Source organism: Pararhizobium sp. A13 (assembly GCF_040126305.1).
Taxonomy (GTDB): Bacteria; Pseudomonadota; Alphaproteobacteria; order Rhizobiales; family Rhizobiaceae; genus Pararhizobium.
In genome coordinates this window covers 1,937,460-1,961,299 of sequence record NZ_CP149510.1, presented here as the reverse complement: position 1 = coordinate 1,961,299, position 23,840 = coordinate 1,937,460, and the positions used below count along the sequence as shown (strand labels likewise).

The 23,840-nt window shown below is 57.8% G+C and carries 25 protein-coding genes, 1 tRNA gene and 2 pseudogenes; 11 read left to right on the top strand and 17 right to left on the bottom strand.

Annotated elements, in window-relative coordinates; all coding sequences use genetic code 11:
- Nucleotides 1-6: 6 nt before the first annotated feature.
- The 3 genes from WI754_RS09455 to WI754_RS09445 form a co-directional block, all read right to left on the bottom strand.
- Nucleotides 7-747, bottom strand: a complete 741-nt coding sequence (locus WI754_RS09455) for an acetoacetate decarboxylase (protein WP_349437431.1) — start codon at nt 745-747, stop codon at nt 7-9.
- Complete coding sequence (locus WI754_RS09450; protein ID WP_349437430.1) at nt 744-1,874, bottom strand: patatin-like phospholipase family protein; 1,131 nt, start codon at nt 1,872-1,874, stop codon at nt 744-746. The genes WI754_RS09455 and WI754_RS09450 overlap by 4 nt, the downstream gene beginning before the upstream one ends.
- A gap of 233 nt (nt 1,875-2,107) precedes the next feature.
- Entirely contained in the window at nt 2,108-2,527 is a 420-nt protein-coding gene (locus WI754_RS09445) for an MAPEG family protein (protein ID WP_349437428.1), read from the bottom strand.
- 161 nt (nt 2,528-2,688) lie between these two features.
- On the opposite strand from WI754_RS09445, the gene WI754_RS09440 reads away from it, so the two are divergent.
- Nucleotides 2,689-3,951 carry a low temperature requirement protein A gene (locus tag WI754_RS09440; RefSeq protein WP_349437427.1) on the top strand — a complete coding sequence of 421 codons (1,263 nt, stop codon included), beginning with the start codon at nt 2,689-2,691 and terminating at the stop codon, nt 3,949-3,951.
- Between the two features lie 66 nt (nt 3,952-4,017).
- Here WI754_RS09440 and guaB read toward each other — a convergent pair whose 3' ends face one another.
- Nucleotides 4,018-5,514 carry an IMP dehydrogenase gene (gene guaB / locus WI754_RS09435; RefSeq protein ID WP_349437426.1) on the bottom strand — a complete coding sequence of 499 codons (1,497 nt, stop codon included), beginning with the start codon at nt 5,512-5,514 and terminating at the stop codon, nt 4,018-4,020.
- 187 nt (nt 5,515-5,701) lie between these two features.
- Nucleotides 5,702-6,694, bottom strand: coding sequence for an MBL fold metallo-hydrolase (locus WI754_RS09430; protein ID WP_349437425.1), 993 nt, complete (start codon nt 6,692-6,694; stop codon nt 5,702-5,704).
- A gap of 189 nt (nt 6,695-6,883) precedes the next feature.
- On the opposite strand from WI754_RS09430, the gene WI754_RS09425 reads away from it, so the two are divergent.
- Entirely contained in the window at nt 6,884-8,296 is a 1,413-nt protein-coding gene (locus tag WI754_RS09425; RefSeq protein WP_349437424.1) for a DHA2 family efflux MFS transporter permease subunit, read from the top strand.
- Nucleotides 8,297-8,308: 12 nt separating this feature from the next.
- Here WI754_RS09425 and WI754_RS09420 read toward each other — a convergent pair whose 3' ends face one another.
- Genes WI754_RS09420 through WI754_RS09410 form a run of 3 tightly spaced genes read right to left on the bottom strand, consistent with a single transcriptional unit; the run spans nt 8,309 to nt 11,064 of the window.
- The gene (locus WI754_RS09420; protein WP_349437423.1) at nt 8,309-8,692 is read right to left on the bottom strand and encodes a VOC family protein; all 384 of its coding nucleotides are present in this window, start codon (nt 8,690-8,692) and stop codon (nt 8,309-8,311) included.
- Nucleotides 8,693-8,695: 3 nt separating this feature from the next.
- Nucleotides 8,696-9,475: an RlmE family RNA methyltransferase gene (locus WI754_RS09415; RefSeq protein WP_349437422.1), complete on the bottom strand. Its 780-nt coding sequence runs from the start codon at nt 9,473-9,475 to the stop codon at nt 8,696-8,698.
- A complete protein-coding gene (locus WI754_RS09410) occupies nt 9,472-11,064 on the bottom strand; it encodes a Ppx/GppA phosphatase family protein (protein ID WP_349437421.1) in 1,593 nt (530 codons plus the stop codon). Before WI754_RS09410 ends, WI754_RS09415 begins: the two co-directional genes overlap by 4 nt.
- 270 nt (nt 11,065-11,334) lie before the next feature.
- Here WI754_RS09410 and WI754_RS09405 point away from each other — a divergent pair.
- From WI754_RS09405 to WI754_RS09390, 4 genes and pseudogenes are all read left to right on the top strand, one after another.
- Nucleotides 11,335-11,408 (top strand) — tRNA-Gln (locus WI754_RS09405).
- A gap of 206 nt (nt 11,409-11,614) precedes the next feature.
- Nucleotides 11,615-12,148 (top strand): annotated as a pseudogene (locus WI754_RS09400) (hypothetical protein).
- A 794-nt stretch (nt 12,149-12,942) separates the two neighbouring features.
- Nucleotides 12,943-13,767, top strand: coding sequence for an ATP-binding protein (locus tag WI754_RS09395; protein WP_349437420.1), 825 nt, complete (start codon nt 12,943-12,945; stop codon nt 13,765-13,767).
- Between the two features lie 5 nt (nt 13,768-13,772).
- Nucleotides 13,773-14,141, top strand: a complete 369-nt coding sequence (locus tag WI754_RS09390) for an STAS-like domain-containing protein (RefSeq protein WP_349437419.1) — start codon at nt 13,773-13,775, stop codon at nt 14,139-14,141.
- 639 nt (nt 14,142-14,780) lie between these two features.
- Here the strand turns inward: WI754_RS09390 and WI754_RS09385 are convergent.
- Nucleotides 14,781-15,968 (bottom strand): TIR domain-containing protein, encoded by a 1,188-nt coding sequence (locus WI754_RS09385; RefSeq protein WP_349437418.1) that lies wholly within the window; start codon nt 15,966-15,968, stop codon nt 14,781-14,783.
- A 200-nt stretch (nt 15,969-16,168) separates the two neighbouring features.
- Here WI754_RS09385 and ligD point away from each other — a divergent pair, with 200 nt between their 5' ends.
- Together ligD and WI754_RS09375 are read left to right on the top strand one after the other, a co-directional pair.
- Complete coding sequence (ligD, locus tag WI754_RS09380) at nt 16,169-17,095, top strand: non-homologous end-joining DNA ligase (protein WP_349437779.1); 927 nt, start codon at nt 16,169-16,171, stop codon at nt 17,093-17,095.
- A 61-nt stretch (nt 17,096-17,156) separates the two neighbouring features.
- Nucleotides 17,157-17,522: a hypothetical protein gene (locus WI754_RS09375; protein ID WP_349437417.1), complete on the top strand. Its 366-nt coding sequence runs from the start codon at nt 17,157-17,159 to the stop codon at nt 17,520-17,522.
- Nucleotides 17,523-17,536: 14 nt separating this feature from the next.
- Here the strand turns inward: WI754_RS09375 and WI754_RS09370 are convergent, their stop codons facing one another.
- Entirely contained in the window at nt 17,537-18,475 is a 939-nt protein-coding gene (locus tag WI754_RS09370) for a putative phage abortive infection protein (protein WP_349437415.1), read from the bottom strand.
- A 123-nt stretch (nt 18,476-18,598) separates the two neighbouring features.
- Nucleotides 18,599-19,084 carry a hypothetical protein gene (locus tag WI754_RS09365; RefSeq protein WP_349437414.1) on the bottom strand — a complete coding sequence of 162 codons (486 nt, stop codon included), beginning with the start codon at nt 19,082-19,084 and terminating at the stop codon, nt 18,599-18,601.
- A 176-nt stretch (nt 19,085-19,260) separates the two neighbouring features.
- On the opposite strand from WI754_RS09365, the gene WI754_RS09360 reads away from it, so the two are divergent.
- Complete coding sequence (locus WI754_RS09360) at nt 19,261-19,599, top strand: hypothetical protein (protein ID WP_349437412.1); 339 nt, start codon at nt 19,261-19,263, stop codon at nt 19,597-19,599.
- A gap of 122 nt (nt 19,600-19,721) precedes the next feature.
- On the opposite strand, the pseudogene WI754_RS09355 reads toward WI754_RS09360, so the two are convergent.
- Nucleotides 19,722-20,086 (bottom strand): annotated as a pseudogene (locus WI754_RS09355) (thermonuclease family protein).
- A 268-nt stretch (nt 20,087-20,354) separates the two neighbouring features.
- On the opposite strand from WI754_RS09355, the gene WI754_RS09350 reads away from it, so the two are divergent.
- Nucleotides 20,355-20,621, top strand: a complete 267-nt coding sequence (locus tag WI754_RS09350; RefSeq protein WP_349437411.1) for a hypothetical protein — start codon at nt 20,355-20,357, stop codon at nt 20,619-20,621.
- A 156-nt stretch (nt 20,622-20,777) separates the two neighbouring features.
- Nucleotides 20,778-21,254: a hypothetical protein gene (locus WI754_RS09345; protein WP_349437410.1), complete on the top strand. Its 477-nt coding sequence runs from the start codon at nt 20,778-20,780 to the stop codon at nt 21,252-21,254.
- Nucleotides 21,255-21,303: 49 nt separating this feature from the next.
- Here the strand turns inward: WI754_RS09345 and WI754_RS09340 are convergent, their stop codons facing one another.
- The 5 genes from WI754_RS09340 to WI754_RS09320 all read right to left on the bottom strand — a co-directional run bounded on the left by WI754_RS09340 (nt 21,304) and on the right by WI754_RS09320 (nt 23,818).
- Nucleotides 21,304-21,540, bottom strand: a complete 237-nt coding sequence (locus WI754_RS09340; protein WP_349437409.1) for a hypothetical protein — start codon at nt 21,538-21,540, stop codon at nt 21,304-21,306.
- Nucleotides 21,541-21,810: 270 nt separating this feature from the next.
- Entirely contained in the window at nt 21,811-22,593 is a 783-nt protein-coding gene (locus WI754_RS09335) for a hypothetical protein (protein ID WP_349437408.1), read from the bottom strand.
- Nucleotides 22,594-22,694: 101 nt separating this feature from the next.
- Entirely contained in the window at nt 22,695-22,904 is a 210-nt protein-coding gene (locus WI754_RS09330) for a hypothetical protein (RefSeq protein ID WP_349437407.1), read from the bottom strand.
- Nucleotides 22,894-23,304 (bottom strand): transposase, encoded by a 411-nt coding sequence (locus tag WI754_RS09325; protein ID WP_349437406.1) that lies wholly within the window; start codon nt 23,302-23,304, stop codon nt 22,894-22,896. The genes WI754_RS09330 and WI754_RS09325 overlap by 11 nt, the downstream gene beginning before the upstream one ends.
- A 211-nt stretch (nt 23,305-23,515) precedes the next feature.
- Nucleotides 23,516-23,818 (bottom strand): hypothetical protein, encoded by a 303-nt coding sequence (locus WI754_RS09320; protein ID WP_349437405.1) that lies wholly within the window; start codon nt 23,816-23,818, stop codon nt 23,516-23,518.
- Nucleotides 23,819-23,840: the final 22 nt, after the last annotated feature.

Below are 23,840 nucleotides of genomic sequence, written 5' to 3'. Positions count from 1 at the left end.
AACTCCCTATTTTGCAAGATAATCATGGACCACTTCGCCGAGACCCAGCGTCAGGTCGGAGAGGATATGGACGGCAGACTTGACTTCGAGCACCGGCAGGTCGGCAACCGGCGCCAGCGCATGCGGAAACAGCGCCAGGGCGCCCGGCCCTTCCCAGGCGCCCTTCACGGTCAGATCCTCTAGGTAGTAACGAACAAGCTCGCAGATGCGCGGCGTACAATCGACATGCGGAATGATCTTCAGCATGAAGTTCGGCTGCTTCAGCGTCTCAAGAACTTTCGCCTTGTCGAGAGTGCGGTGCTTGAAGCCCATCGTCGCCGTCGCCACCCGGTGGCCGCCATAGTCGAGGGTGCCGACCAGTGCATCCTTCACCGATGCCAGCGAGGGTTCCGCGAGCTTCTTCGGAAAACCCCAGATCTCGCGTCCGCCGGCGATCGGCGCGTCGTCGTTGAGGTACATGGAGTGGACATAGCCGCCATGCGCGCCGTTGAAACTCACCGGAATGACCTGGCCGGATTCGGTGTAGTCGCCGAAGCCCGTCGAATCCGGCATGCGGATGAACTCGTATTTCACCAGCGGTTCATCGAACTGCAGCGGCTCCGGCACGACACGGCGCAGAGCCTCCGGATCGGTGCGGTAGGTAATGATCATGTATTCGCGATTGACGAAGCGGTAAGGCCCCGGCGGATAGGACGGGCTGGTCAGCGGCATCGCGAAGGCATTGCGGACCACATCTTCGATCTTCATGATTTTTTCTCGCCTCGATGTTTTTCACAAAGGTCGAAGACGCGAATCCCGTTGGTTGGGCGGGTGCGGCTCTGCCAATCCGGATGATTGAGTGTCCGGACCACATCGTCGTGCCCGGCCTTCCAGTGTTCCTCCACAGAAACACGGGAGAACTCGTAGTCCTTGGATTGGCCTTCGTAGTCAGCATGGCGATAGATCAGATGCACCATGGTAACCGCGCAATCATTGCCGATCTTTTCCAGAAGCCGCGCATCGGGATCGTCCTTCAGTTCTTCCGGCAGCTTTTCCATCAGCCGCTTGGCAGCCATGCGGATGCCCTGGAGCTTGCGGAACTGGTCGGTGTTCAGCCGCGTGCGGCTGGAAAAACGGATTTCCTTTTCCCGTGCCTGGACATCGAAAAGATCCCTCGGCAACCGACCCCTCGCGCTGAACAGGTCGACCTGGAAGATGCAGAGATCGCTTTCCAGTTCAGGCCCGGAGAGAACCCGCTGCAGGGGAGTGTTGGAAACGATGCCGCCGTCCCAATAGTAGCGGCCGTCGATCTCGACCGGTGCGAAGCCCGGCGGCAGCGCGCCTGAGGCGGCCACATGCTTGACTGAAAAGGCGCAGTGGTTGTTGTCGAAATAGTTGAAGTTGCCGCTCACCACATCGACGGCACCGAGGCTGAGGCGAATGGCGCCGGAATTGATCAGGTCGAAATCGACGAGATCGGCAAGCGTTTCCTCAAGCGGCGCGGTGTCGTAGAGGCTGATGGCCGCCATCGGATCGCCCGGAATGTTCCAGGGTTTGAAGACGCGCGGCTTGAAGAAGCCGGGGACGCCGGTCAGCGAGCCGAGAAAGGCGGAGGTTTCATTGAACCACTTCCGCATCACATCACCATTTCCAAGAAAATGGCCGGGAAGACCGGAGGAAACGCGATGCCAGAAGGTGCGCAGATTGTCGATGCGGCGGTTTATCGGGCTTCCGGCGATGATCGCCGAATTGATTGAGCCGATGGAGATGCCGGCAAGCCAATCGGGTCGGATCCCAGCTTCGTGCAGTGCCTCGTAGGCCCCGGCCTGATAGGCGCCGAGAGCACCACCGCCCTGAAATACCAGCACGGTTTTCTCTGTTGGTATGGTGCTCACGGGATGCTTTCCTTCAGATGCTGCAAGTGCGAGGCGAAAACGGCCGGATGGCTATAAGGTTCCACGCAGGCAGATTACGTTTTGGTAATGCGGAAAGGCGTTGCGAGGGGCGTTGTTCAATTAAATTCAAAGACTTGGGCGTAAGGATGGCGTGCCGCTACGGCCGCGGAAACCGATGATAGTGCAGCTTCCGGGTGCACGCAATGCAACAGAATGTGACAGCACCAAGCACCTCAGACGCCGGCGATACGCGCCGCAAACAGCACCCACAGCACGAAATTGAGGACGAAGCCGACAACAAAGAAACGCTGGCGCAGCTTCAGGCGGTTCGACGTCACATGCACGTAGGCATGGGCAAAGCGGCTGAGGACAAACAGCCAGGCAACGGCAAGCACTAAATGGTTCACGCCGGAGGTCAGATAAAACAGGATGCAGACGAGGAAGAAAAGGACCGGCAGCTCGAACTGGTTGATCAGGCTGCGGGCGGCTGTTGCGCTTGGCGCCGGCTCGATCGCCGGCACCCAGTAGTCTTGCGCCTTGGCAAGACCGGCGCGAACGGCACGGTTACGACGCTTCAGCATGAGAAAATAGACGGCGTGGACCAGCGCGACCTGTGCGATGACCGGCCAGAAGATTGCAGTCGATGTGGGCATGAACACTCCGTCGAATCGAGCCATCGATATGTATAGCGAGACGGCATGAAGTCCAGAACAGGAACGATCGCTTTCACCTCGAGCGCCTTGCTTGACACCTATTTCGCGAATGACGAATGTTCGAAACCACGGCCTGCCGAGGTCACAACAGAAAGCGTCGAATGTCCGAACAGCATACGCCCGCCAGCCCGTTGCCCACCCATCACCTGTCCTTGATGAGCGGGCGCGATCCGCACGAGCATCATCGGGCCGCAACGCCGCTGGAGCTTCTGTTCGACCTGACCTTCGTCATCGCCTTTGGGCTGGCCGCATCGCAACTTGCCCATCTGCTTGCCGAGGGGCACTACGCCGCCGGGCTTCTGGGCTTCAGCTTCGCGATGTTCGCCACCTGTTGGGCCTGGGTGAATTTTTCCTGGTTCGCCTCTGCGTTCGACACGGACGACTGGATCTATCGGGTAACGACCATGGTGCAGATGGTGGGCGTGCTCATCCTCGCCGTCAGCCTGCCGCGCTTGTTCGCCTCGCTCGATCATGGAACATATGTCGACAACGGCATCATGGTGCTTGGCTATGTCGTCATGCGCGTCGCGATGATCTTCCAATGGCTGCGCGCCGCCCGGCAATATCCGGAGGGGCGCGCAGCCTGCTTCGCCTATGCATCGACGATTTTCGTGGCTCAGATCGGCTGGATCGCCCTGATCTTCATCAACATGCCGGTGCTTCCGACGATGACGTGCACCGCCGCGCTCGTTCTGGTCGAGTTGACGGGTCCAGTGCTCGCCGAGCGCAAGGCCGGCGGAACGCCATGGCATGCGCATCATATAGCCGAGCGCTACGGCCTGCTGGCGATTATCGCGCTTGGCGAAGGCGTCGTCGGCACGGTCGCGTCGATCTCGGCCATCGTCGAGGCGCAGGGCTGGAGCCTCGACGCGATCCTCATCTGCGTTGCCGGCACCGGCCTGACCTTCGGCATGTGGTGGTTATACTTTCTTCTGCCGTCCGGGCAGGTGCTTCATCATCACCGGCAGAGGTCTTTCGTGTGGGGCTATGGCCACATGCTGATCTTCGCAGCCATCGCCGCGACGGGCGCGGGACTGCATGTCGCCGCCTATTATATCGAGCACAAGGCGCATATCGGCGCCGTTGCCACGGTGCTCACGGTTGCCGTTCCCGTCTTTGCCTATGTCGCGCTGATCTTCGCGTTCTATGTCTATCTGCTGCGCAGAATGGAGAGCTTCTATCTCCTGCTGATGGCCGGAACGGCGGCGATCGTCGCCCTCGCCGTCGTCTGCGCGGCCACCGGTGTCGGCATGACCTTCTGCCTCATCATTCTGATGTTTGCCCCGATGGTTCCCGTCGCCGGCTACGAGATCAAGGGGCATCATTATGGCACCAAGGCACTCCGGCAAATGCTTGAGTCCTGATTGTCAAAGAAAAAGCGGCGAAGACATCTCCGCCGCTTTCCAACGTCTTGCCGCTTCAGGCTGCCCTCAGGCAGCGCCGGGATAGTTCGGGCTTTCGCGGGTGATCGTCACGTCGTGGGCATGGCTTTCACGCAGGCCCGCGCCGGAGATGCGGACGAAGGTGGCGCGTTCCTGGAAGTCCTTGATCGTCTTGCCGCCGACATAGCCCATCGACGCCTTGAGACCGCCGGCGAGCTGATGCAGGACGCCGGAAACCGGCCCCTTGTAGGGTACCTGGCCTTCGATGCCTTCCGGCACCAGCTTCAGCGTGTCGCGCACTTCCGCTTGGAAATAGCGGTCGGCCGAGCCGCGCGCCATGGCACCGACGGAGCCCATGCCGCGATAGGCCTTGAACGAGCGCCCCTGATACAGGAACACCTCGCCCGGGCTTTCGTCCGTACCGGCAAGCAACGAGCCGATCATGCAGGCGGAGGCGCCGGCGGCGATGGCCTTGGCCAGATCGCCGGAGAACTTGATGCCGCCATCGGCAATGACCGGAATATCGGACGCCTGGGCCGCTTCGACCGCTGCCATGATGGCCGCGAGTTGCGGCACGCCGACACCGGCGACGATGCGGGTGGTGCAGATCGAGCCCGGGCCGATACCGACCTTGACCGCATCCGCTCCGGCATCGATGAGCGCCTTTGTGCCGTCGGCGGTGGCGACGTTGCCGGCCATGATGCGAACCGAGTTCGACATCTTCTTGACCTTGGTCACGGCATCGAGAACACGCTGGGAATGGCCATGCGCGGTGTCGACGACGATCAGGTCGACGCCAGCCTCGATCAGCCGTTCGGCCCGTTCGACGCCGTCGTCACCGACGCTGATGGCGGCGGCGGCGCGCAGGCGGCCCTGCGCGTCCTTGGAGGCGTTCGGGTTGAGTTGCGATTTCTCGATGTCCTTCACCGTGATCAGGCCGACGCAGCGTCCGCCGCCGTCGACGACGAGCAGCTTTTCGATGCGATGCGTATGAAGCAGGCGCTTGGCCTCCTGCTGGTCGACGTTCTCCTTGACCGTGATCAGGTTTTCCCGGGTCATCAGTTCATAGATCTTCTGCGTCGGATCCGACGCGAAGCGGACGTCGCGGTTGGTGAGGATGCCAACGAGACGGCCGGGCTTGCCGCCACTTGCGTTTTCGACGACCGGGATGCCGGAGATCGAGTACATCTTCATCAGGGCCAGCGCATCGGCAAGCGTGGCGTCGGGGCCGATCGTCACCGGGTTGACGACCATGCCGCTTTCGAACTTCTTGACCTGGCGAACCTGCTCGGCCTGCTCGACCGGCGTCAGATTGCGGTGAATGACGCCGATGCCGCCGGCCTGCGCCATGGCGATCGCCAGACGGCCTTCGGTGACGGTATCCATGGCGGAGGACAGGATCGGAAGGTTGAGATCGATGTCCTGGGCGATGCGGGTGGCGATGTTGGTCTGCCCCGGCATAACCTCGGAATGTCCCGGTTGAAGGAGCACGTCGTCGAAGGTCAGAGCCTCCAGACCGGTTGCCGTTTCAATGATGCGAGCCATGGCCAATCCCTTCAATAGATGAAACGCTCCGCGGACGGTCTTGGGAAACGGTCCGGAAAGACTTGCAAGAGTTTCTTGGAAGTTGGCGAGGGCTCGTAACACGGATATGACGGGATGGAAAGTGCAAAGGCCCGGCGAAAACGCCGGGCCTGCCAAGATTCTCGTGCAATGCACGATCGGCAGCGGATCAGATTTCGAACTGATAGGTCTCCGGCACGAAGCGATACCCCTGGTCGATCCTTTCGATGAAACCGACCGCGGGGAACGGCATGTGGTAACCGACGAAGGGCAGCCGGTCGGTCGCCACCATGTCGAAGACCTTTTTGCGCGCGGCGGCCGCCTGCGCCTTGTCCATGTCGAATTTCACTTCCCAGTCCGGCCGCTGCAGCGACAGCACGAAATGGTTGGCGGTATCTGCCGTAAGCACCAGACCCTGGCCTTCCGATTCGATCTTGAAGATCATATGCCCTGGCGAATGACCGAAGGCAGCCATGGCGGTAATGCCCGGAACCACGTCCGCGCCGTCACCAATGAACGTCGTCTTTTCCGCCAACGGCGCGACATTCTTCAAGACGCCCTTATGGCCGCCTTCCGCCGGCGTTCCGACACGAGCCTCGTCCTTCCAGAAATCGAACTCCGTCTGACCCGCGACATAGCGAGCGTTCCTGAAGGTCGGCGCGCCGCCCTCCATCAGTCCGCCGATATGGTCGCCATGCATATGGGTGATAACGACAACACCGACCTGATCCGGCGTATAGCCGGCAGCGGAAATCCCTTCCAGAAGACGTCCTGCACCTGCCTGCCGACCGCCCTCGCCGAGGCCGGTATCGAACAGGACGACGTCCGACCCCGTGTCGATCAGGGTCGGCGAGAAGCCGTTGACGAACTTGTCGGTCGGCAGAAAATTCGCCTTCAGCAGTTCGCCGACCGCTTCCGGCGTCTGATTGGTGCCGAAGGTTTCCTCCGGTTTCTCTCCGATGCGGATCCCGTCGCTGATAACGGTGACGTTGAAGGTGCCGATCTTAAAGGAGTTGGTCTTGCCTGCCGGTGATGTCATTCCGTCTGCTTTCGGTTCGCTCTGGGCAAAGGCGGCCCTGTTCATCACGAAAGGCGTTGCCAATGCGCCCGCCGCCGCCGCGCCGAACAAAGAGCGGCGGCTCAAGGAAATAGATGTCGTCATGATTGTTCTCCCTCGTTTACCGGATTGGAGTGCCGCAGCCTCCATCCGGCAAGGCAACATCTAAGGTCTTGACAGAAGAAGTGCGACGGCCTCACACGGATGTGATCGCAAGTTGAGCGCGGCAACGGGATTTTCGCCTGAAAGAGCCTATGTACCGATCGCTCAGCCGTACCGCGCAAGGCCGCCCGCATGAACCGCCTCGTTCCGATGATCCTCGCCGTCGCTCTGTTCATGGAGCAGATGGACTCCACCGTCATTGCGACCTCGCTGCCGGCGATCGCCCATGACCTCGGCGTCGGGCCGATCACGCTGAAGCTGGCGCTGACCTCCTATATGGTATCGCTGGCGATCTTCATTCCCCTGAGCGGCTGGATGGCCGACCGGTTCGGCGCCAAACGAGTGTTTCGCGCCGCCATCCTCGTCTTCATCCTGGGTTCGATCTTCTGCGCCTTTGCCAATAGCCTGCTCACCTTCGTCCTCGCCCGTTTCCTGCAGGGCATGGGCGGCGCGATGATGACCCCGGTGGCGCGCCTCGTGCTGGTGCGCTCGACGCAACGCAGCGAATTGGTCGGCGCCATGGCGCTGCTCACCATTCCGGCGCTGGTCGGGCCCTTGGCCGGGCCGCCGCTCGGCGGGTTCATCACCACCTATTTCTCCTGGCACTGGATTTTTCTCATCAACGTGCCCGTCGGCATCGTCGGCTACATTCTGTCCGGCATCTATCTGCCGGAGATCAACAGCGCCGCGCCGCCGCCGATCGACATCAAGGGCTTTTTTCTCAGCGCCATTGCCGCTTCGGGCACGATGTTCGGCCTGTCGGTGATCAGTCTGCCGGCGCTGCCGCCGCAGATCGGTGCTGCCGCCGTTGTCATCGGCATCACCTGCGGGTTTCTCTATGTCCGCCATGCACGGCGGCATCCGGCGCCGCTGCTAGATCTCAATCTCTTCAAAGACAGTGCTTTTCGCGCTGCCGCCACCAGCGGCACGCTGTTTCGCATTTCGGTCGGCGCGGTGCCCTTCCTGATGCCCCTGATGCTGCAGGTCGGCTTCGGCTTGACGCCGTTCCAGTCCGGCATGATCACCTTCGTCGGTGCCGTCGGCGCGCTGACGACCAAATTCTTCGCCAAGCGCGTGCTGATCTTCGCAGGCTTCCGCACGACGCTGATCTTCGCCTGCGTCACCGGCGCGGCACTGACCTTCGTCAACGGCCTCTTCACCCCGGCAACGCCCTATCTGGTGATGGCGTTCATCCTACTGCTCGCCGGCTTTGCCCGCTCATTCTTCTTCACCAGCGTCAACGCGCTTTCCTTCGCCGACATCCCGGATTCGGATGCCAGCAAGGCGACCGCGATGAGCGCGGTGTTGCAGCAGATGAGCCTTGCCTTTGGCGTTGCCGTCGCAGGCGCGATCCTCGAAATCGAGACGACGCTGACGGGATCGAAGCTGGAACTGAAGGATTTCCAGATCGCCTTCATGCTGATCTCGGTGATCACGCTGTCGGCCATCGTCCCGCTGATCGGCATGTCGAAGACGGCGGGCGCCTCGGTCTCCGGTCACCGGAGGCACCAGGAGCTGGAAGCGGAGACCATCGCCGTCAAATAGCTTGGTGGCTGTTCATTCCGGCCGTTCGCAGACGGCGGAGAGCTTGTTGCCGTCGGGATCGCGGACATAGGCCGCGTAAAAATGCGAATGGAAGGGTCTTAGGCCCGGCGCGCCCTCATCCGTGCCGCCATGGGCTAGCGCTGCCTTGTAGAAGGCATCCACGTCCGCCCGGCTCTGCGCGTCGAGCGCCACCATCGAACCATTGCCGATCGTCGCGGCATTCCGGTCATGGGGCGTGACAACCCACAGCCGGCAGCGCGTATCGTCTTCGGCCCCATAGCCGATCTCGACATCGTCCTGCTTGCGGCGCTTCAGGCCGAGTGGAGCAAGCGCTGCGTCATAGAAGAGCTGCGCACGGGCGAGGTCGTTGGTGCCGATAGTTACATACAGAAGCACGCTCTACTCCGCCTCGATCGTATCCCTGTCGTCGACGATAGTCGTCTCGTCGATTGCCGTTTCCGCTTCCCGTAGCGAGACCGCGCCCGGCTTGCGCCCCTTGAAGCCCTTGGCAAGCAGGAACATTTCAACCGATTCGGCTCGCGACGAAGCAGGCTTTACATGGATCACCTGCTTGAAATTCTGCTTCAGGAGATTGAGAAGCTCACGCTCGGCGCCGCCCTGAAAGGTCTTTGCCAGAAAATGCCCGCCTTCACCGAGGACGTCGATCGCGAAATAGGCCGCGACTTCACAGAGGTGCATGGTGCGGATATGATCCGTCTGGCGGTGGCCCGTTGTCGGCGCAGCCATGTCAGAGAGAACAAGGTCCGGCGTACCGCCCAGGGCATCCATGATCTTGTCCGGTGCCGTCGGATCAAGAAAATCAAGCTCGAAGATGTGGACGCCGGGCAGTGGATCCATCGCCAGAAAGTCGATGGCGACCACTTTCGGCTCGGCGTCGGTCGAACGCGTGACGTTGGCGGCGATCTGCGACCAGCTGCCGGGTGCGGCCCCCAGATCGATGATACGGCGCGCGCCAGTCAGGATCTTGTGCTTCTCATCGATCTCCAGGAGCTTGAACGCCGCGCGGGCGCGATAGCCCTCGAGTTGGGCGCGCTGGACATAGGGATCGTTGATATGCCGCTCGATCCAGCGCCGCGAGGACGCCTTCAGCTTACCCTTCTTGACCTTCTGGCCAAGCTTGCGCCCGGTGCGGTTTCCGCCGATCGGGGGTTTAGTCATTGCGTATTTCCTTCGTGGGAACCGTGCGGGCCGCGCGCATGCCGGCGGGCGCGGCCGCGCCGCCAGACGCCGTCATCAGCCATCATGTCGGTGAGCAGGCCTTCGCGCAGGCCCCGGTCGGCAACGCGCATGCGCTCCGAGGGCCAGCGGCGGCGAATGGCTTCGAGAATGGCACAGCCGGCGAGCACCAGATCGGCGCGATCCGGCCCGATGCAGGGATTGGCCGCTCGCGCGGTGAAATCCCATGACAGAAGCCGCGCCTGCATCGCCGAAACCTCGTCGTCGGACAGCCACAATCCATCCACCTTGCGGCGGTCATAACGCGGCAAATCGAGATGGACGCCGGCAAGCGTCGTCACCGTTCCCGAGGTGCCGATCAGGTGGAAGCCGTTTTCGTCACCGGGATTGTCGAGCGTGTGGATTTCCGGGCAGTCGAACTTGGCGAGCATGCCCTGAACTTCGACGACCATGGTCTCGAAACTTTCCGGCGTGACATGCTGGCCGCCATGCCGCTCCGACAAGGTCACCACGCCGACCGGCAGCGATGTCCAATGGGTGATGTGGTTGGCAAGCCGGCTGGAGCGGTTCTCGCCGATCTTGATCACGGCGATTTCCGACGAGCCACCGCCGATATCGAACAGCACCACCGATTTCGTCTCGCGCCCGACCAGCGACGAGCAGCCGGACACGGCAAGCCGCGCCTCGGTCTCGCGCGTGATGATCTCGAGTTCCAGTCCGGTTTCTGCAAACACCCGCTCGAGAAAAGCCTCGCCGTTTTCGGCAGCGCGGGTGGCCTCGGTGGCGATGAGCCGGGTCTTGCGGATCTCGCGGGACTTCAACTTGCCGGCACAGACCTTCAGCGCCTCGATCGAGCGATCCATGGCATCCTCAGACAGGCGGCCGGAGGCGCCGAGCCCCTCGCCGAGCCGCACGATGCGTGAGAAGGCATCGACGACGCGGAACTGGCCGGGACGCGTCGGCTGCGCGATCAAAAGGCGGCAATTGTTGGTGCCGAGATCGAGCGCTGCATAGAGCGGCGACGCCGAATCAAGGCCGTGCGTAAAGGCCTGGCCGTTGCCAAAGCGATCCTCGTGCCCTTTTTGGGAAAATGCCGGCCGCTCCTCCGCCCGCACGACGGACGCCGGGTTATGCGGCTGCGGTCTGGCTGCAGCGTCGGCAACCGGCCGCGCCTTCTCGCCAGTCGCAAGCGGACGCCCCTGCAGGCTGCGGCGTTGCCGGTGTTTCTTGCTGCGCTTTCGACCGGAATGATCGGGGCCAGGGGCCGCAGCGTGCTTCGCGGAGGCGGCATCACGCGCCGCGCCCACGGCAGCCGCCTGCTGCATCTGCCCGGACTTGGAGCGGCGCCTGCGCTTGCGTTTACGCACCGGTTCCCCGGTCGCATCTTTCACTTCGGGACGCCCTGTTTCTCCGGAATTGCCGGAAGAACTGGCATTCGCAGAGGCCATGCGCGACGGTTTTCCCCGTCTGCGCTTGCCTTTGCCGGAACGGGACAGTGTCTGCCCCTCGTTGCGGCCTGCTGCCGACGCCCCGGAAACGGGCGGCTGCTCGCCGCTGTCGGGGTCTCTCACGTGTCTGTCCATTGCGCCGCGCGGAACGATAACCGCTCAAGGCGCTCTCTTGATTTTCGTTGGCCAGACTTTACCAGCGCAGTCCGCTTTCGCCAAATTCTTTTTGCGCCACGCCCGAATGCCTAAATTCCGGCATCATCCCATGGATCGCACGCCTGCGGAATTTGCGGGGGCAAAAGGACATTTTTTCCCAAAATCTATTTGCATCCGCCGATCTTTTGTTTATAAGCCCGCTTCACCGGCTGGGCGGCACGATCGCTCACGCAGTTTTGGGGAATAGGTTAACGGTAGACCCACGGACTCTGACTCCGTTAGTCCTGGTTCGAATCCAGGTTCCCCAGCCAAACTTTTCCTAAAGAAAAACAATAACTTACGGACAGCCCCGCTCCCCTGCGATAGCGGATTTGGTATTGCGCAAGCTGCAACGAATTTCCCAATAATTACAACGGCTCCCATATGGTGACGGCAGCTCCATGGCACATAAATGGCACATGGAGCCCGCCGTAAAGACATGAACATGCACCAGCCCCGCCGTGACATTCTTTGCGGCATGCCCGCGCCCTCGAAAAGAAGGCCCACCACCCATCCACACCGCACCGTGCGCGCCGTCACCGTGGACAATCCGTATTATAGCCGGCGGGCATTCTGGTGACGTCACAAACCCCAGGCAGATCAACGCCGTCGTCAACACCCGGGAAAGCGCCATCACGATGCTCGCCTCGCGTGGCCGGATTGATGCTGCACAGGTTGCCGCCGCTTCCAAATTCAGGGCCTTATGGGAGCAGATGGGTGGAAAAGGTGCCTCTGCAATCGACTATTGTAGAGAGCCGGTCGATGGCGGCAAACGGGCTGACCCGATCAGCGAAAGGCAGATCAATGCCGCCGACGAATTGCGCCGCACCCGCCGCGCTCTCGGTGATAACGGTTACTGGCTCGTCTCTCAAATATGCGGTGAAGGTTATGCCCTCAATGAAGTCGCCCGGCCCGGCAGCAGTAAGAGGGCGAAGCTGAACGCCGCCGACGATCTCCGCTCTTGCCTCGATACGCGCTCTGTGAATTGTGGAACCTAGCGACGCGGCGCTGATGCCCCGCTTTGCCGCCTAGGGCGCCGACAGCGCGCTTCGCGGGGCAGCCATGGGACGTTGTTTTTGTAGAGCGTATTGCTAGCGGCCGTTCTGGCAAGCTAGCGTGGCCGAGCGGTTAGGGAGACAAGCTGCTGGTGTGAAGAGGCGACCGCGTGCGTCTGCAAGTTTCCGCTGGCACTACCCGGGGGATCAAATGCGAACAATGATTGCAGGTCTATTACTCATCTCAACGGCCTCACCTGCGCTGGCACAACCTGCAGCTTGGTCTAAAGCCGAGATGTGCGTGGCAGGTGGGATGACCTATTTCTTTCTCAGTTCTGCACCTACTGTGACTGAATTGGAATCTGGTTGGGTACGTCTTCGGAGCGCGTCCGGGAACAGCTATGATTGCCGTATCGATGGCGACACAGTCGCATTCCGCTGGGTTAGCAAGTCCAACGAAGACATGACGAGCAAAAGTACTAAATGGTCGCTGAATGGCGACAGGCTAACGGTTGTGTCTGACATGATGACGCAACGCTTCGAAAAGACCGGGGGAACCATAACCGCCTTAGACTGAGCTCGTATAATCATACTGATTTCATATCAAAGCGAGCTGCTGAACGCCGCAGTGCCACGTCGCTTGGCTGGTTGAGCACGCAGTGGCCAGGCTCCGCGTTATCGTTGTTGCCCTGTCAGGCGAATCGTGAATGACTGCCGGTTCAGATGACTGGGCAAGATTGACCATGTACAACAATAGGTTTTTATGACGCCAATTCACGTACCGATCGGAGCTCGCGAGCTGCGCACAAATATGAGCGGATTCCAAGCTCTTGCCAGCCTCCATCAGGCCCTTTCGGCGTTCGAAGGCGAGCATTTATGCATTGACTGCGCCACCCTTTCGTGGCTCGACGCTCACCTATCGGCACCATTCCAGACTATTGCACTGCACTGCGTTGCAAAGGGCAATCGTCTGCAACTAGCCAACCTGCGAGATAGTGTTCGTACGATCTTAAAGAAAAACGGACTACTCAAGGACAAAGCTCCCGACACCAACCACACGACCATGCCGGTCACAAGGTTTGAGCTTCACCAGGAAGTAGAGTTTGCAAATTACACACGCAGGCACATGGCAAGACGCGAAATGCCGGCAATGACGCCGCAACTCAAAGCTAAGTTTTACGAGGGCATTGATGAGCTGTTTGCGAACAGTTCCCTTCATTCCAGCTCGAAAATAAGAGTGACGGTAGCGGGACAGTTCTTCCCCCGAAATGAGCGATTGTCGTTTTCCATCTCTGACGGTGGACGAGGAATTGACGGGTCTCTTCGAGCCGCTGGGTTAACTATCTTGTCATCAGAAGATGCTATAGATTGGGCTATGCAGCCGAACAACACTTCACGCCACGGCGACATCCCTGGCGGTTTAGGGCTGCGCCTAATTCGCGATTTTGTGGAAGTTAATCGCGGAACACTGACGGTATGCTCCAGCAGTGGTTTCTGGATGCAAAACGGCAGTGAAGTGTCCAAGAAAAGACTGCGGCACAGGTTCCCGGGGACAGCTGTGGTATTAGATATCATGACGTCAGATAAAAATCGGTATGATCTGAAGGCCGCTCAGGACCCTCGAAATATATGGTGACTAGCATGAAAGAGACAATAATTCCCATTTCGGCAATTGTCGGGGGCGGAATATGCGTTTCAGCGTCCGATGGTCAAAGAGTGTATGACGTAGTGCGCCGGTCCGTAAGCTCAGGCGACCGGGTGATTCTTTCATTTTCTGGCGTGACACGTATGACAACTGCCTTTTTGAATGCTGCGGTCGGCCAGCTCTATGGCGAGTTTCCAGAATCCCGCATTCGGGAACGTTTAGGGCCACCGATTGAATATGAACCTTGGCACCTTTCTCGACTGAAGATGGTGGTTGACCGTGCGAAACTATACTTTTCAGACAAAGAAAAAATAGAACGTATATTGGAAGAAAATACGGGCAGACATAATGACAAAAATCTTTGACGCGTCGAATGATTGCAGCTTCAAAGGCCGTAAAATTCTTTTTGATACAAATGTTTGGATTGCCATCGATGGAAACGACCCTAGGGATCACTACGTCCATTATAGCAATTACTTTTGGTCGGTGCTAAAAAGCAACAACACTCTAATTACAAATGATTATATATTGTCAGAATACTTCAATAGGTCTCACAAAATTCAATATGATATTGCATATAATGATATAGACGCCAAACGCCACTACAAGAGACGACGAAAATCTCAAGAGTTCCAAGAGTACATGAAGGTTGTCAGGGACAGCTGTCTTGACATTTTGCGCGATTGTACATTTGAAAACGCTGTTACTGTAAATTGCTCCGTAAGTACCTTCCTAAGCGAAGCTTCTCAGGGGTATTTAGATTTCTCAGACATAGTCATTAGGGAGCATTGCGCACGAAGTGGCTATGTTCTGGTGTCGGACGATGGCGACTTTGCCACGTGCGGGCTTGAACTGGTCACAGCGAACCCGCGGGTTCTGCAAAACGCGAAAAAGAACCATACGCTAATGTCATAAATCAAGACGAACCACTGCGCCCCTCGTACACGTCTCGGCTCGCCGCAAGTCCTCTCCCGGCCAGGATGCAAGCCATATTGGCGGTTGGCCTACTCTTTGAAATACGATGAGAGGTCCAAAGCAGAGCGCATTTCTCTCGTCATAAATTTCCGCACCAGCTCGTAGTTGATTTCCACGAACTGTGGACCGAATGCGTAGGCTGCAACTTGGTAGGGACTGAACGCCACTTCGATTGAAGTTTCACTAAATACGAAAGCGGAAAAGTCGTCCCAGCTTTCCGTCCCTCGGTTCACGGTATCTTCGTCCAATCCTTTAGTCCCGTCCTCAGCCCCGTTTTCATCACTGTCTGACCAATCCACCCGCCAGGCCATTAGTTGACGTCGAGCCTCGGCTTGAATAACAGCAAACGCACTCTCATCTTCATCGAATATTGATCTCAGCCCGTCTATCAGAAACAAAGGCTCGATGAAAAAATTGTATGTTGCGAAACCCATGATTGGATGCGCCGCGCCAGCGTAGTAGCTGTGTATAGAATATGAGATTGACATTATCCTTCCATTAATTTTCGGCCCCTGAGTTTGAATATCAAGCGTATTCATTCGACTATACTTTTCTTGTCCAAAATTAAAAAAATCCGATCTTGGATTGATTAAATCTTTGCGCATTGAAAATAGATGCTCAATAAGCTCCCCCTTCAGATAGTCGCCAATTTCCGAGATATGAGGATATTTTTCGGAACTGAAGCGATACAACTTCATTTCTACTTCATACCCAGGAATCCCATCTTTGCTTTCTTTGAACTGCCGACCCGTCCACGCTATCTCGGAGTCACTTTGAGCCTTATTGACCTCGACCCCAATTTTCTCAAGTTGATCATTGATGGAGGCGGACAGGCTCAAGAAAAAATCTTCTGCTGAATGCTTGATATAGTGAATATCTTTGAGCTGGGTTGGGACGGCCGCATCATCGTCTAATAACACTGGTATCAGGTATATATCGCCCTCGAGCTTCTCTTCGGCCTTCAATAGGGCTAGTCGGATTTCACGTTGTACATATCCGACCTTATTGACCGAGTTTTTTGAAACAAAAACGACGATTATCGCCGCTCGATCAAGAGCTTTCCTTATTTCAAAATTCCAGTCTTGGCCGCCTCGTATCCGCTTATAGTCCATCCAAACTTGAACACCCGATGCGGCAAGAGCGTCGGCCACTTCCGAAACTCGATCACGGTCCAAAGTAGTGTAGCTAAAAAAAACTAGATTTTCGTCCTGATCCATCGCCCTCGGCTCCTCAGCTATTGCGGTATTGGTACCGAAAGTTGCATCGTGGATGCAAGCTCTACAAACTTCCGCGGCCGCCTGATAACTGCAACGAGCACGTGGCCGCCGACGATCCCCTCGCCTGACCGGCGATTTCGGCCCGAAACTCTGATATTCTGGGGTGGCATTGGAGGAAACCTCGGTTGCCCGTCGACCCCATGCCGTGCCGCATCGATCCCTGCCTGGCGCTTCTCACCCTAAAGCCGCCAAAGGGAAGCGACTGGGCTTTCGAGATCAAGTGGGACGGTTATCGTCTGGCCGTCCACATCGAGCCAGCCAGCGTAAAGATCCTGACCCGTGGCGGGCATGATTGGACGGATCGCTTTCCCGCGATCGTCGCCGAGGTGCCGCACCTGCCCCTGAAAACGGCCATTCTCGATGGTGAGGCAGTCGTGCTCGACGAGAAGGGCCGAACCGATTTCGGGTTGTTGCAGCGAGCGCTTGGCCGCCGGCCGGCCTCACATGAACCGGGCGAAATCATCCTCTATGCCTTCGATCTGCTCTATCTCGACGGGCGGGATCTGCACCGTCTGCCGCAACGCGAGCGACGGCGTCTGCTTGAACCACTGCTGGAGGGCCGCGACGGCGCCATACGTCTATCCGAGGAGGTGGACGGGGATGGCGAGACGTTCTTCCGTGTCGCCTGCGACCTCGGCCTTGAAGGCATCGTCGCCAAGCATCGGGCACGGCCCTATCGCTCCGGCAAGCGGCCGGAATGGCTGAAGATCAAATGTGCGCGCCGCGACAATTTCGCGATCATCGGTTTCGAGCCATCGACCGTGCCCGGCGCAATTGGCCGGCTGCTGCTCGCCGCGCGCAAAGACGGCAGCCTGGTCTATGTCGGCGGCGTCGAAACCGGCTTCTCACAGCAATCGTCCGTGAAGCTGCGCGAGCTGCTGGAGCAGATCCCCACGAAGACGCCGGCGGTAAAAATCAGCAGGAAGAATGCCATCTTCACGCGGCCGATACTCGCCGCCGAGATCGAGTATCGCGCCTGGACGGAGGATGGCAAGCTGCGACATGTATCATTCAAGGGGCTGCAGGAAATCAAGGAAGACGCGACGATCTATCAGATCGACGAGTAAGTCCCCCGCAGATGGCAAAACGCTGGAAGGATTGTCGCTGATCGCTTCAACGGTTACCAATATGACGCTGATTTATGAGGCGTTCTGCACAGGGTCGATGATCAGGGGAGAGATTATGCGAATTTTTGTTCTGACACTTATTGCTGTCGCGCTATTGGCGCATCCTACAATGGCATCATCCGATGCCGACGACATCCGTAAGAGAGATGCGCTGGCGTTGGGATTCATTGCCTACAAGTGCAATATTCCCTTGCGACCGGAAAGGAATGTGTGGCTTCAGGGTGTGATGGTTGGTTCCGACCAGGCTTATCAAAAGGCGGCTAGAGACTTTGGCGCAATGAATCTAAAAGTGAATTCTGACCGCTTAGGAAAGAAGGAAGCCTGCCGGCGTTTCCGGGGGATGCTGGGTGAGATGAACTGGCATTAAATGCCCACATGAAGTTAGGATTTTCCGCAGCCAGAGCCGCAAGCGACAAGGCTTAGTAGCCCGCCAGCGTGCTTGACGCCGTCGCTTTGCAACAGTCCCCAAGCCTGGAAACCCAATCTGCTACCATCGTCTGGCTTGCCATAGGCCGACGGATCGTAACGAAACATACGGTAGGGAGGAGGGTCAGTTCTTGCTACAGCGAAATTTTTCAAGAGCGCATACTTCTCGATCAGCGGCTTGAATTTAGGCCGACCAACGCGCCCCATTCCGTTATAGAAAAGCAACTCAACTTCGTGGTTGGAGAGCTGCGCGCGAACAATGTTGGTGTAGAACTTTTTGTCCTTGACAGGGGAGTTGTCGACGAATTTAAAAATGTTGTAGAGCATGCGGAAGTAGTGGCCTACTTCTGGACCACGAGCTTCGGAAAAGGCTGCAAACGCTTCGTCATAGGATTGTTCATCGTACGCATCCATCCATCCAGGCGTATAGAGCGTGCGAAACTGGATGACCAAGTGGGCAATGGCGTCTTTCCCAATGACGGTTTGCACTGATCCTGTCTCCCACGTTCTCGTTTCCACCCGGCCAGCTATGTCATTTTGCAGGCGCAAAAGTTGGAAGAACGTTTCCTCGAAAACCTGTTTCTCCGTCGCCTCGTTCTGCCTCTGAATTTGCTGTTCCTGAGCGCTAAGCAGCCTCTTGGTGTCCCTGTTCTCCCGTCGCGCGATGTCCACTTCGTAGCGCTGCATCGCAATCGCGTAGGCGACCCCCGCAAAGGCCAGACCTGAAAACAGTGCGTTAACGGCACCGAACATGTCCCCAAAGAGTCCTCGATGATCGTCATCCAATCCGCTGCCATACCACAGGTTCGCCAGCCAAAATGCAGCCACAAAAGCGACCGCAAGGTACAGATAGCCAATCGACGGTGCCGGCGGTATTTCTTCTTCGTTTTTCATGCAAGTCCCCTGACGATTAAGCTCGCGTGCAACAGTCCCTTTTCCTCCGCCGATGGTCACTTGAATAACCGTCAGCGGCGCGACGTCGAAAGATACCGCGCCGATCCTCCGCTTTGAACGCACTCAGCCGAGCAACCAAATCTCGGCCGCGCGACGGCCAGCTGGCGTTAAGCGATAGCTGAATGCACCACCAGACCGAATTCGCTCGGCTAGAACCTCGATAGCCTTTTGCTTCCCCGACAAATCCGTGGGATCAACCTTTTGCTTTACCTGCCACGACAGGTCGCGGAGTGCTGCAGGGGTCCGACGGGCACTGTCTTCCTTGGTCATTTGCACTTGTTTTGCCGCAGCTTCCACCATGGTCGGATATGCTACCCATTCCGATGCCGGCGCCGCGAAGAGCGTCTCGATTAAGGAACTCTTGATACCGTCGTTGTCCGGATAGGACAGCGCCTCTACGAGCCTCTTTGTAAGGCCGGCGTCCGCGGTGTTCCGCGCACCCTCCTCGTCCTTCATCAAATAGGGAATACCATCCCTCATGGCCTTGACCGCTTTAATCGCGACATCGGCTTCTGCCAAATTGTTGAACTGCACTGATACGGCAAACATCTCACCCTCTCGAAGCGATCCACACACACGCTTGTGTGATGCTTACTAACATAAGCGATAAATAAACGACAATCAAGCACGCTTACTTAGTCCTTCTGGCACCTGTTAATTCCTTTGGATGATTTGACAAGTGCTGGCGCTGTGCAAAGCTCCAAACCCTGGATGGAGGAGCTTTCATGGTTGTCAAATTCATCAATAGAAAAAATGAGATTAGGGATGCGTTGTTTCGCGTGGCGAAGGAAGGTCAGCCGATGACCTACGAGAGCTTCGGGGAAATGGTCAGTATCTGGCGTATGCGCGGTGCGAAGGATTTGTTGGATCTCATTGCCAAGGAAGAAAAGGCGAAAAAAGAACCAGACATCACTTACATGCTGCGTAGTGCGACCACGAAGTATCCATCCCAGATAGGCGGACAGCCAGCAAAGCCGCCAACTACCGAACAGAAGCAACTGGCCAGAGAGGAGATGCAGGCGGTAATCGACCGGCACTGTCCGGGGGCCGTGAATCCATATTGATGACCGGTCAGGTTGATCTCGGTTATCGGACCCTCCCTTGGTGATGATACACTTGCAGGGCGCGAGCCCGCGTAACTTTTATATATGAGGTAAGTCATCCGGGCAGGCACTACTGGCCGGTCTCAGCACCAAGGCATGCGCTGCCCTGTCCACGTGCGGGCAAGCCCCTCTTCGACAAGAACATCCCCCAGCGACTGGCCGCCGCGATAAACCGCCCTGAGCTTGCGCCCGTACTTGTCCTCGTCTCTAAGGCCGGCTTTCAAGCCAAAGGGACCTTCATTGAGCAGGGATAGGAGCCGGAATTTCGCCGCCTCTCCGAGCGTCAACTCTTCCTGGCATCTCGGCTCGCTTATCTCGGGTGTGTCGATATCCGATATTCGATACTTCACAGCATCGGCCAAAACGTATCGCCATCGACGACGCAAGTGACGCGGGCGGATTCTCCGCACAGCGAGAAGGAAGCGCTTATCGTGTCCGTGGGCGGCATGGTTGCCCAGCCATACGCGCCTCCAAGGATCACCGCCGCCATGGGTGGGATGAACAACAATGGCGATAAGCGTCGGCGATCGGAGTGTATACGCATGCCCTTCCCCCCAGAAAGTTTGCGCCGCGATTGTATCCGATGACGTGCATTAGTAGAAGCTGCAGTACCCGTACCCCAAACGGAGTGAGTTTCGCTTTGCAGTGCACCTTTCGGGCAATCTTGACGCCCGCGTGCATTCTGCCACCCTGCAGCTATGGGGAGTGGGAAAATTATGGCAATTATTATAGGCATACTCGGGATTTTGCAGATGCTCGGCGGGGTGCTTGCTACCCTGTCAGCTCAGGGCGCCATCCATGAAATTCTTGGTGCCGTCGCCTTCGGGCTGGGAACGCTGTGTATGGGTCAGGCTGTGATCATCACGCGCCTGACAGCCCCGAAGGCATCCGAGCCGTTTATCAGCACCTCATCGAACGAGATCGTTCACCCAAAGGACGAGCCGGCCGGTGGATTGGATACCAGTCGAATATCTCTGCCCTGAGGTGACGACGAGAGGTCGGGTTTGTCCAGCCTTTTGTGTTTGAGGCTCGCAGAACCCCGTTTCCTACCTCGTTTTGGCGATGCCCTTAATCCTTGACTGTCACGTGCGCTGTGAGACGCTATGCCGTCTCGGTTGTGTTGCGTTTGGGGGGCAGCCATGGCGACCATTGTCAGACTGAAGAACGTGGTTCACGCAGGCGCCCTGGTGCTTTTGCTGCCGGCGCTGTGCAGCTGCAGCTTCTTCGATCCGAAGATCGTAAAGGTTTGCGAAGCAGTCTTGCAGCAACGTTTGCGATCCCCTTCCGGATACGAGCGGATTGAGATCGTCAGTTCCGAAACAAAGATGGATCGGGAGGCCTTCTCCAAGCACGTGGGAAGAATCGACCTCCCCACAAGCTATTTCACAAGCAAGATGCAGGCGTTCGACAGCGGACGGTTAAGGCCTATGGTATTCACCCTTCTCATAAGCTACGACGCCCCTAATGCCTATGGAACGCCGGTCCGCGGTATCGCCAGCTGCGAGTATGTAGGCAGCTATACCGACGATTCTCATGCATCCGAGTATACAGTGTCACTCGATGGACAAACGCAAACGCAATGGCTCATTGAAAGAATCAAGGCCGCCAGCAATTAGACGCGATCCGCGTCGGCTGAAGGCTGCTGTTGAGTATGCCTGGTGGTGCTCAGCGCGGCGGCGGCAGATACCGCGACCAACCGAACCGGCATTGCAAAGAAAATATGATCGCCTTCAATGCGGTGGCGTCGCGGCCGCCGGCGATGCGCAGCAGATTGCCGACGAGCGTGGCTTGCACCAGGGCACTGCCGCGCCGCAATTCGTCGTGATAGTGCCTCCGCAATGTCGGCACTGCGACGGTGAGCACGGCGGCTATCTCTCTCTGCGGTACGCCCGCACCCGCCATCGCTTCAACGAAGCGCCGCGTCGTTGCTGATGATTCATGCCTCGGCCGTCCTCGTGGTCTCGTTGGATTTCTCATGACGGTAGAAAAATAATCGTGATTTCGGCCTAAAACCAGAGACTACAGCAAATCTTGGTCCGTCACCCTGAGTAGCTGATCGGACTTTTTTCTGCCTAGAAAAAATTCTCCGCGTGACTCCCGCGCCGGTCCCCGAGGGCTTCCCTTTTCAACGTTCGACCCGCCCCCCCGGTTGCGATTAGCGTGACGAAGCCCTTAGCTCGCAGTGTCCACGGAAGCGGAGGCACGATAGGAGGCTCTGATCGTATATGTGAGCGCTGCAACCGTGAGCCAAAGCCGGACATACGAAAAGAGAAGATGATAACCAGTATAGAAGTATCTGCCAAAGGCGGGCGAGACCGCTTGGTAGACGGGTTCTAGAGCTACATCCACATGCGTCTGTAATGCATTTGCACCTGTGAAGAACAGGCCAAACAGGAATACAGCTGGCACCAGATAGCGCCATCGGCTGACGATCTCCATGAGAGCGGACTTCACTTTTGGCTCCCGGTCCATGCCCTTTTCCACCACCATCAAAAACATAACAGCGGCGAGAAAAGCACTCAAGAAAGGTATGGCGTGTCCGTACCAGTAAAAGACGATCCCATCCATCCCGAGCCAGTAAAAGACGATCGTCTTAGGGCTAGCCCCAAACCCAACCGCAATCACCGAAGCGATGACGGACAGGCCCAGCAGTCGGCGCAGAATGGTTCGCGCTAAGGCGAGCTGATTCTTGAACTGCAATCGGCCGAGGCTGGTACCCCCGTCCGCCGCGCTGATCATCCGTCGTGCCGCCAGCAGGAATGCCATGAATACGAACAGCTGGACGAGGGGTAATCCGACGAGCAGCGCTCCTCCGGAGCCTTGCGCTCTCGTCCGGAAAACCGTCGCGGCGAATAGCCATGGAATCGATTCCAGGATGAGAAAAGGCGCGAATCGTGTCAATTCGCGCCGCTGCAATGTTTTTCGGTAGGGTAACGAGATATCGCTGTTCTGCATGCAATTCATAGTAGTCTACGAATCTAAACTGCCTTTTTAGGAGTTTCCTAAAATCCGAGCTACATGGGCGGGCATAATTGGCTTCCGCCTCGGGCGCACGTTCATTGCCAAGCCCTTAGTTCTCGCTCGATCTCCGCAAGGGCGTCTATCTTCCATTGAACAAGGTACGCATACTGTTCCGCCATTAGCTCATCGATCTCACCGTCGGTGAGCGGGCTGAAATGGAGGCTTTCGCGCGACCTCTCCATCGCAGCGTCAGCTTGGGCGTCTAGGGACGCCTTTGTCCGACGAAGAACCTCTTCAAGGGTCATTGCTGCCGTCCTTCCGTCTGTTTGCGCGCGCGGGGTTCGCCTTTTGAGAAAGCTGCCAGAAGGCGGCGTTTGAGCCGGGTTGAACGCCCGCTGGCACGTTAACAAGCGCTATCCACATCGACCCATCGAAGGTCGTAACGCTGCCCTTTCGGTATTCCAGGGCCCGCTGAAAAGAGCCGACATAGCGGACGCCGCCAGCTTCGAGTTCCGCGACGCGGCCAGCGAGCGTCTTTAGCTTCGCGGCTGTAGCGGCGGTTGTAGCCGCGATGAGCGCGTGAACCATACGCCTGCTCAATGGTCGCTGCAGCTCCTCTGTCGTGTAGGCTGCGTCGAGACCGGTTTTTATTTCGTCAGCGCGCGCCGCAATAATGGCAAGCTCCTCGGTGCCCTCATCTGTCATTGCCACACGCTCCGATAGTTTCCTGGACCTCGGCTCCCGAGTGGCGGCGTTCCCGACACCATTACGCGGCTGATCAATCAGGAGCGGCGCCTGCTCGTGCCGTCACGTGCTGACGAGCGTCCGCACTCGCAATTCCTGCAATATCATCGCGAGCAGGTGTTCAAGGGGTGAGGTGTCGGAAATTATTTCCGCTTTGAGGCTTATACCGACTTCAATCGTCGGGCGGCGCGTAGAATAAATCGATCATTTCACCCGTGTAGTCGCCACTGTTGTCACTGAATTTCACGCGGATGCCTTCGTCTTCGAGGACGATTACTTTCTTTTCGCCGCCCTGTGCGATCACTTCAACCGTATACGGCTCGTCTCCACAGCCACAGATGACGCGGCTTTGCATTGTAACCACCGAATCGTGATCCTCCTGCTCGGCCATATCGTATTGAACATCATCAATCTCTGCCTGTATCTCAAAACTCTCGCAACTGGGGTTTGGGCATATAAACTTGATATCCAGCATCCTAGTGACCTTCTTATGACTC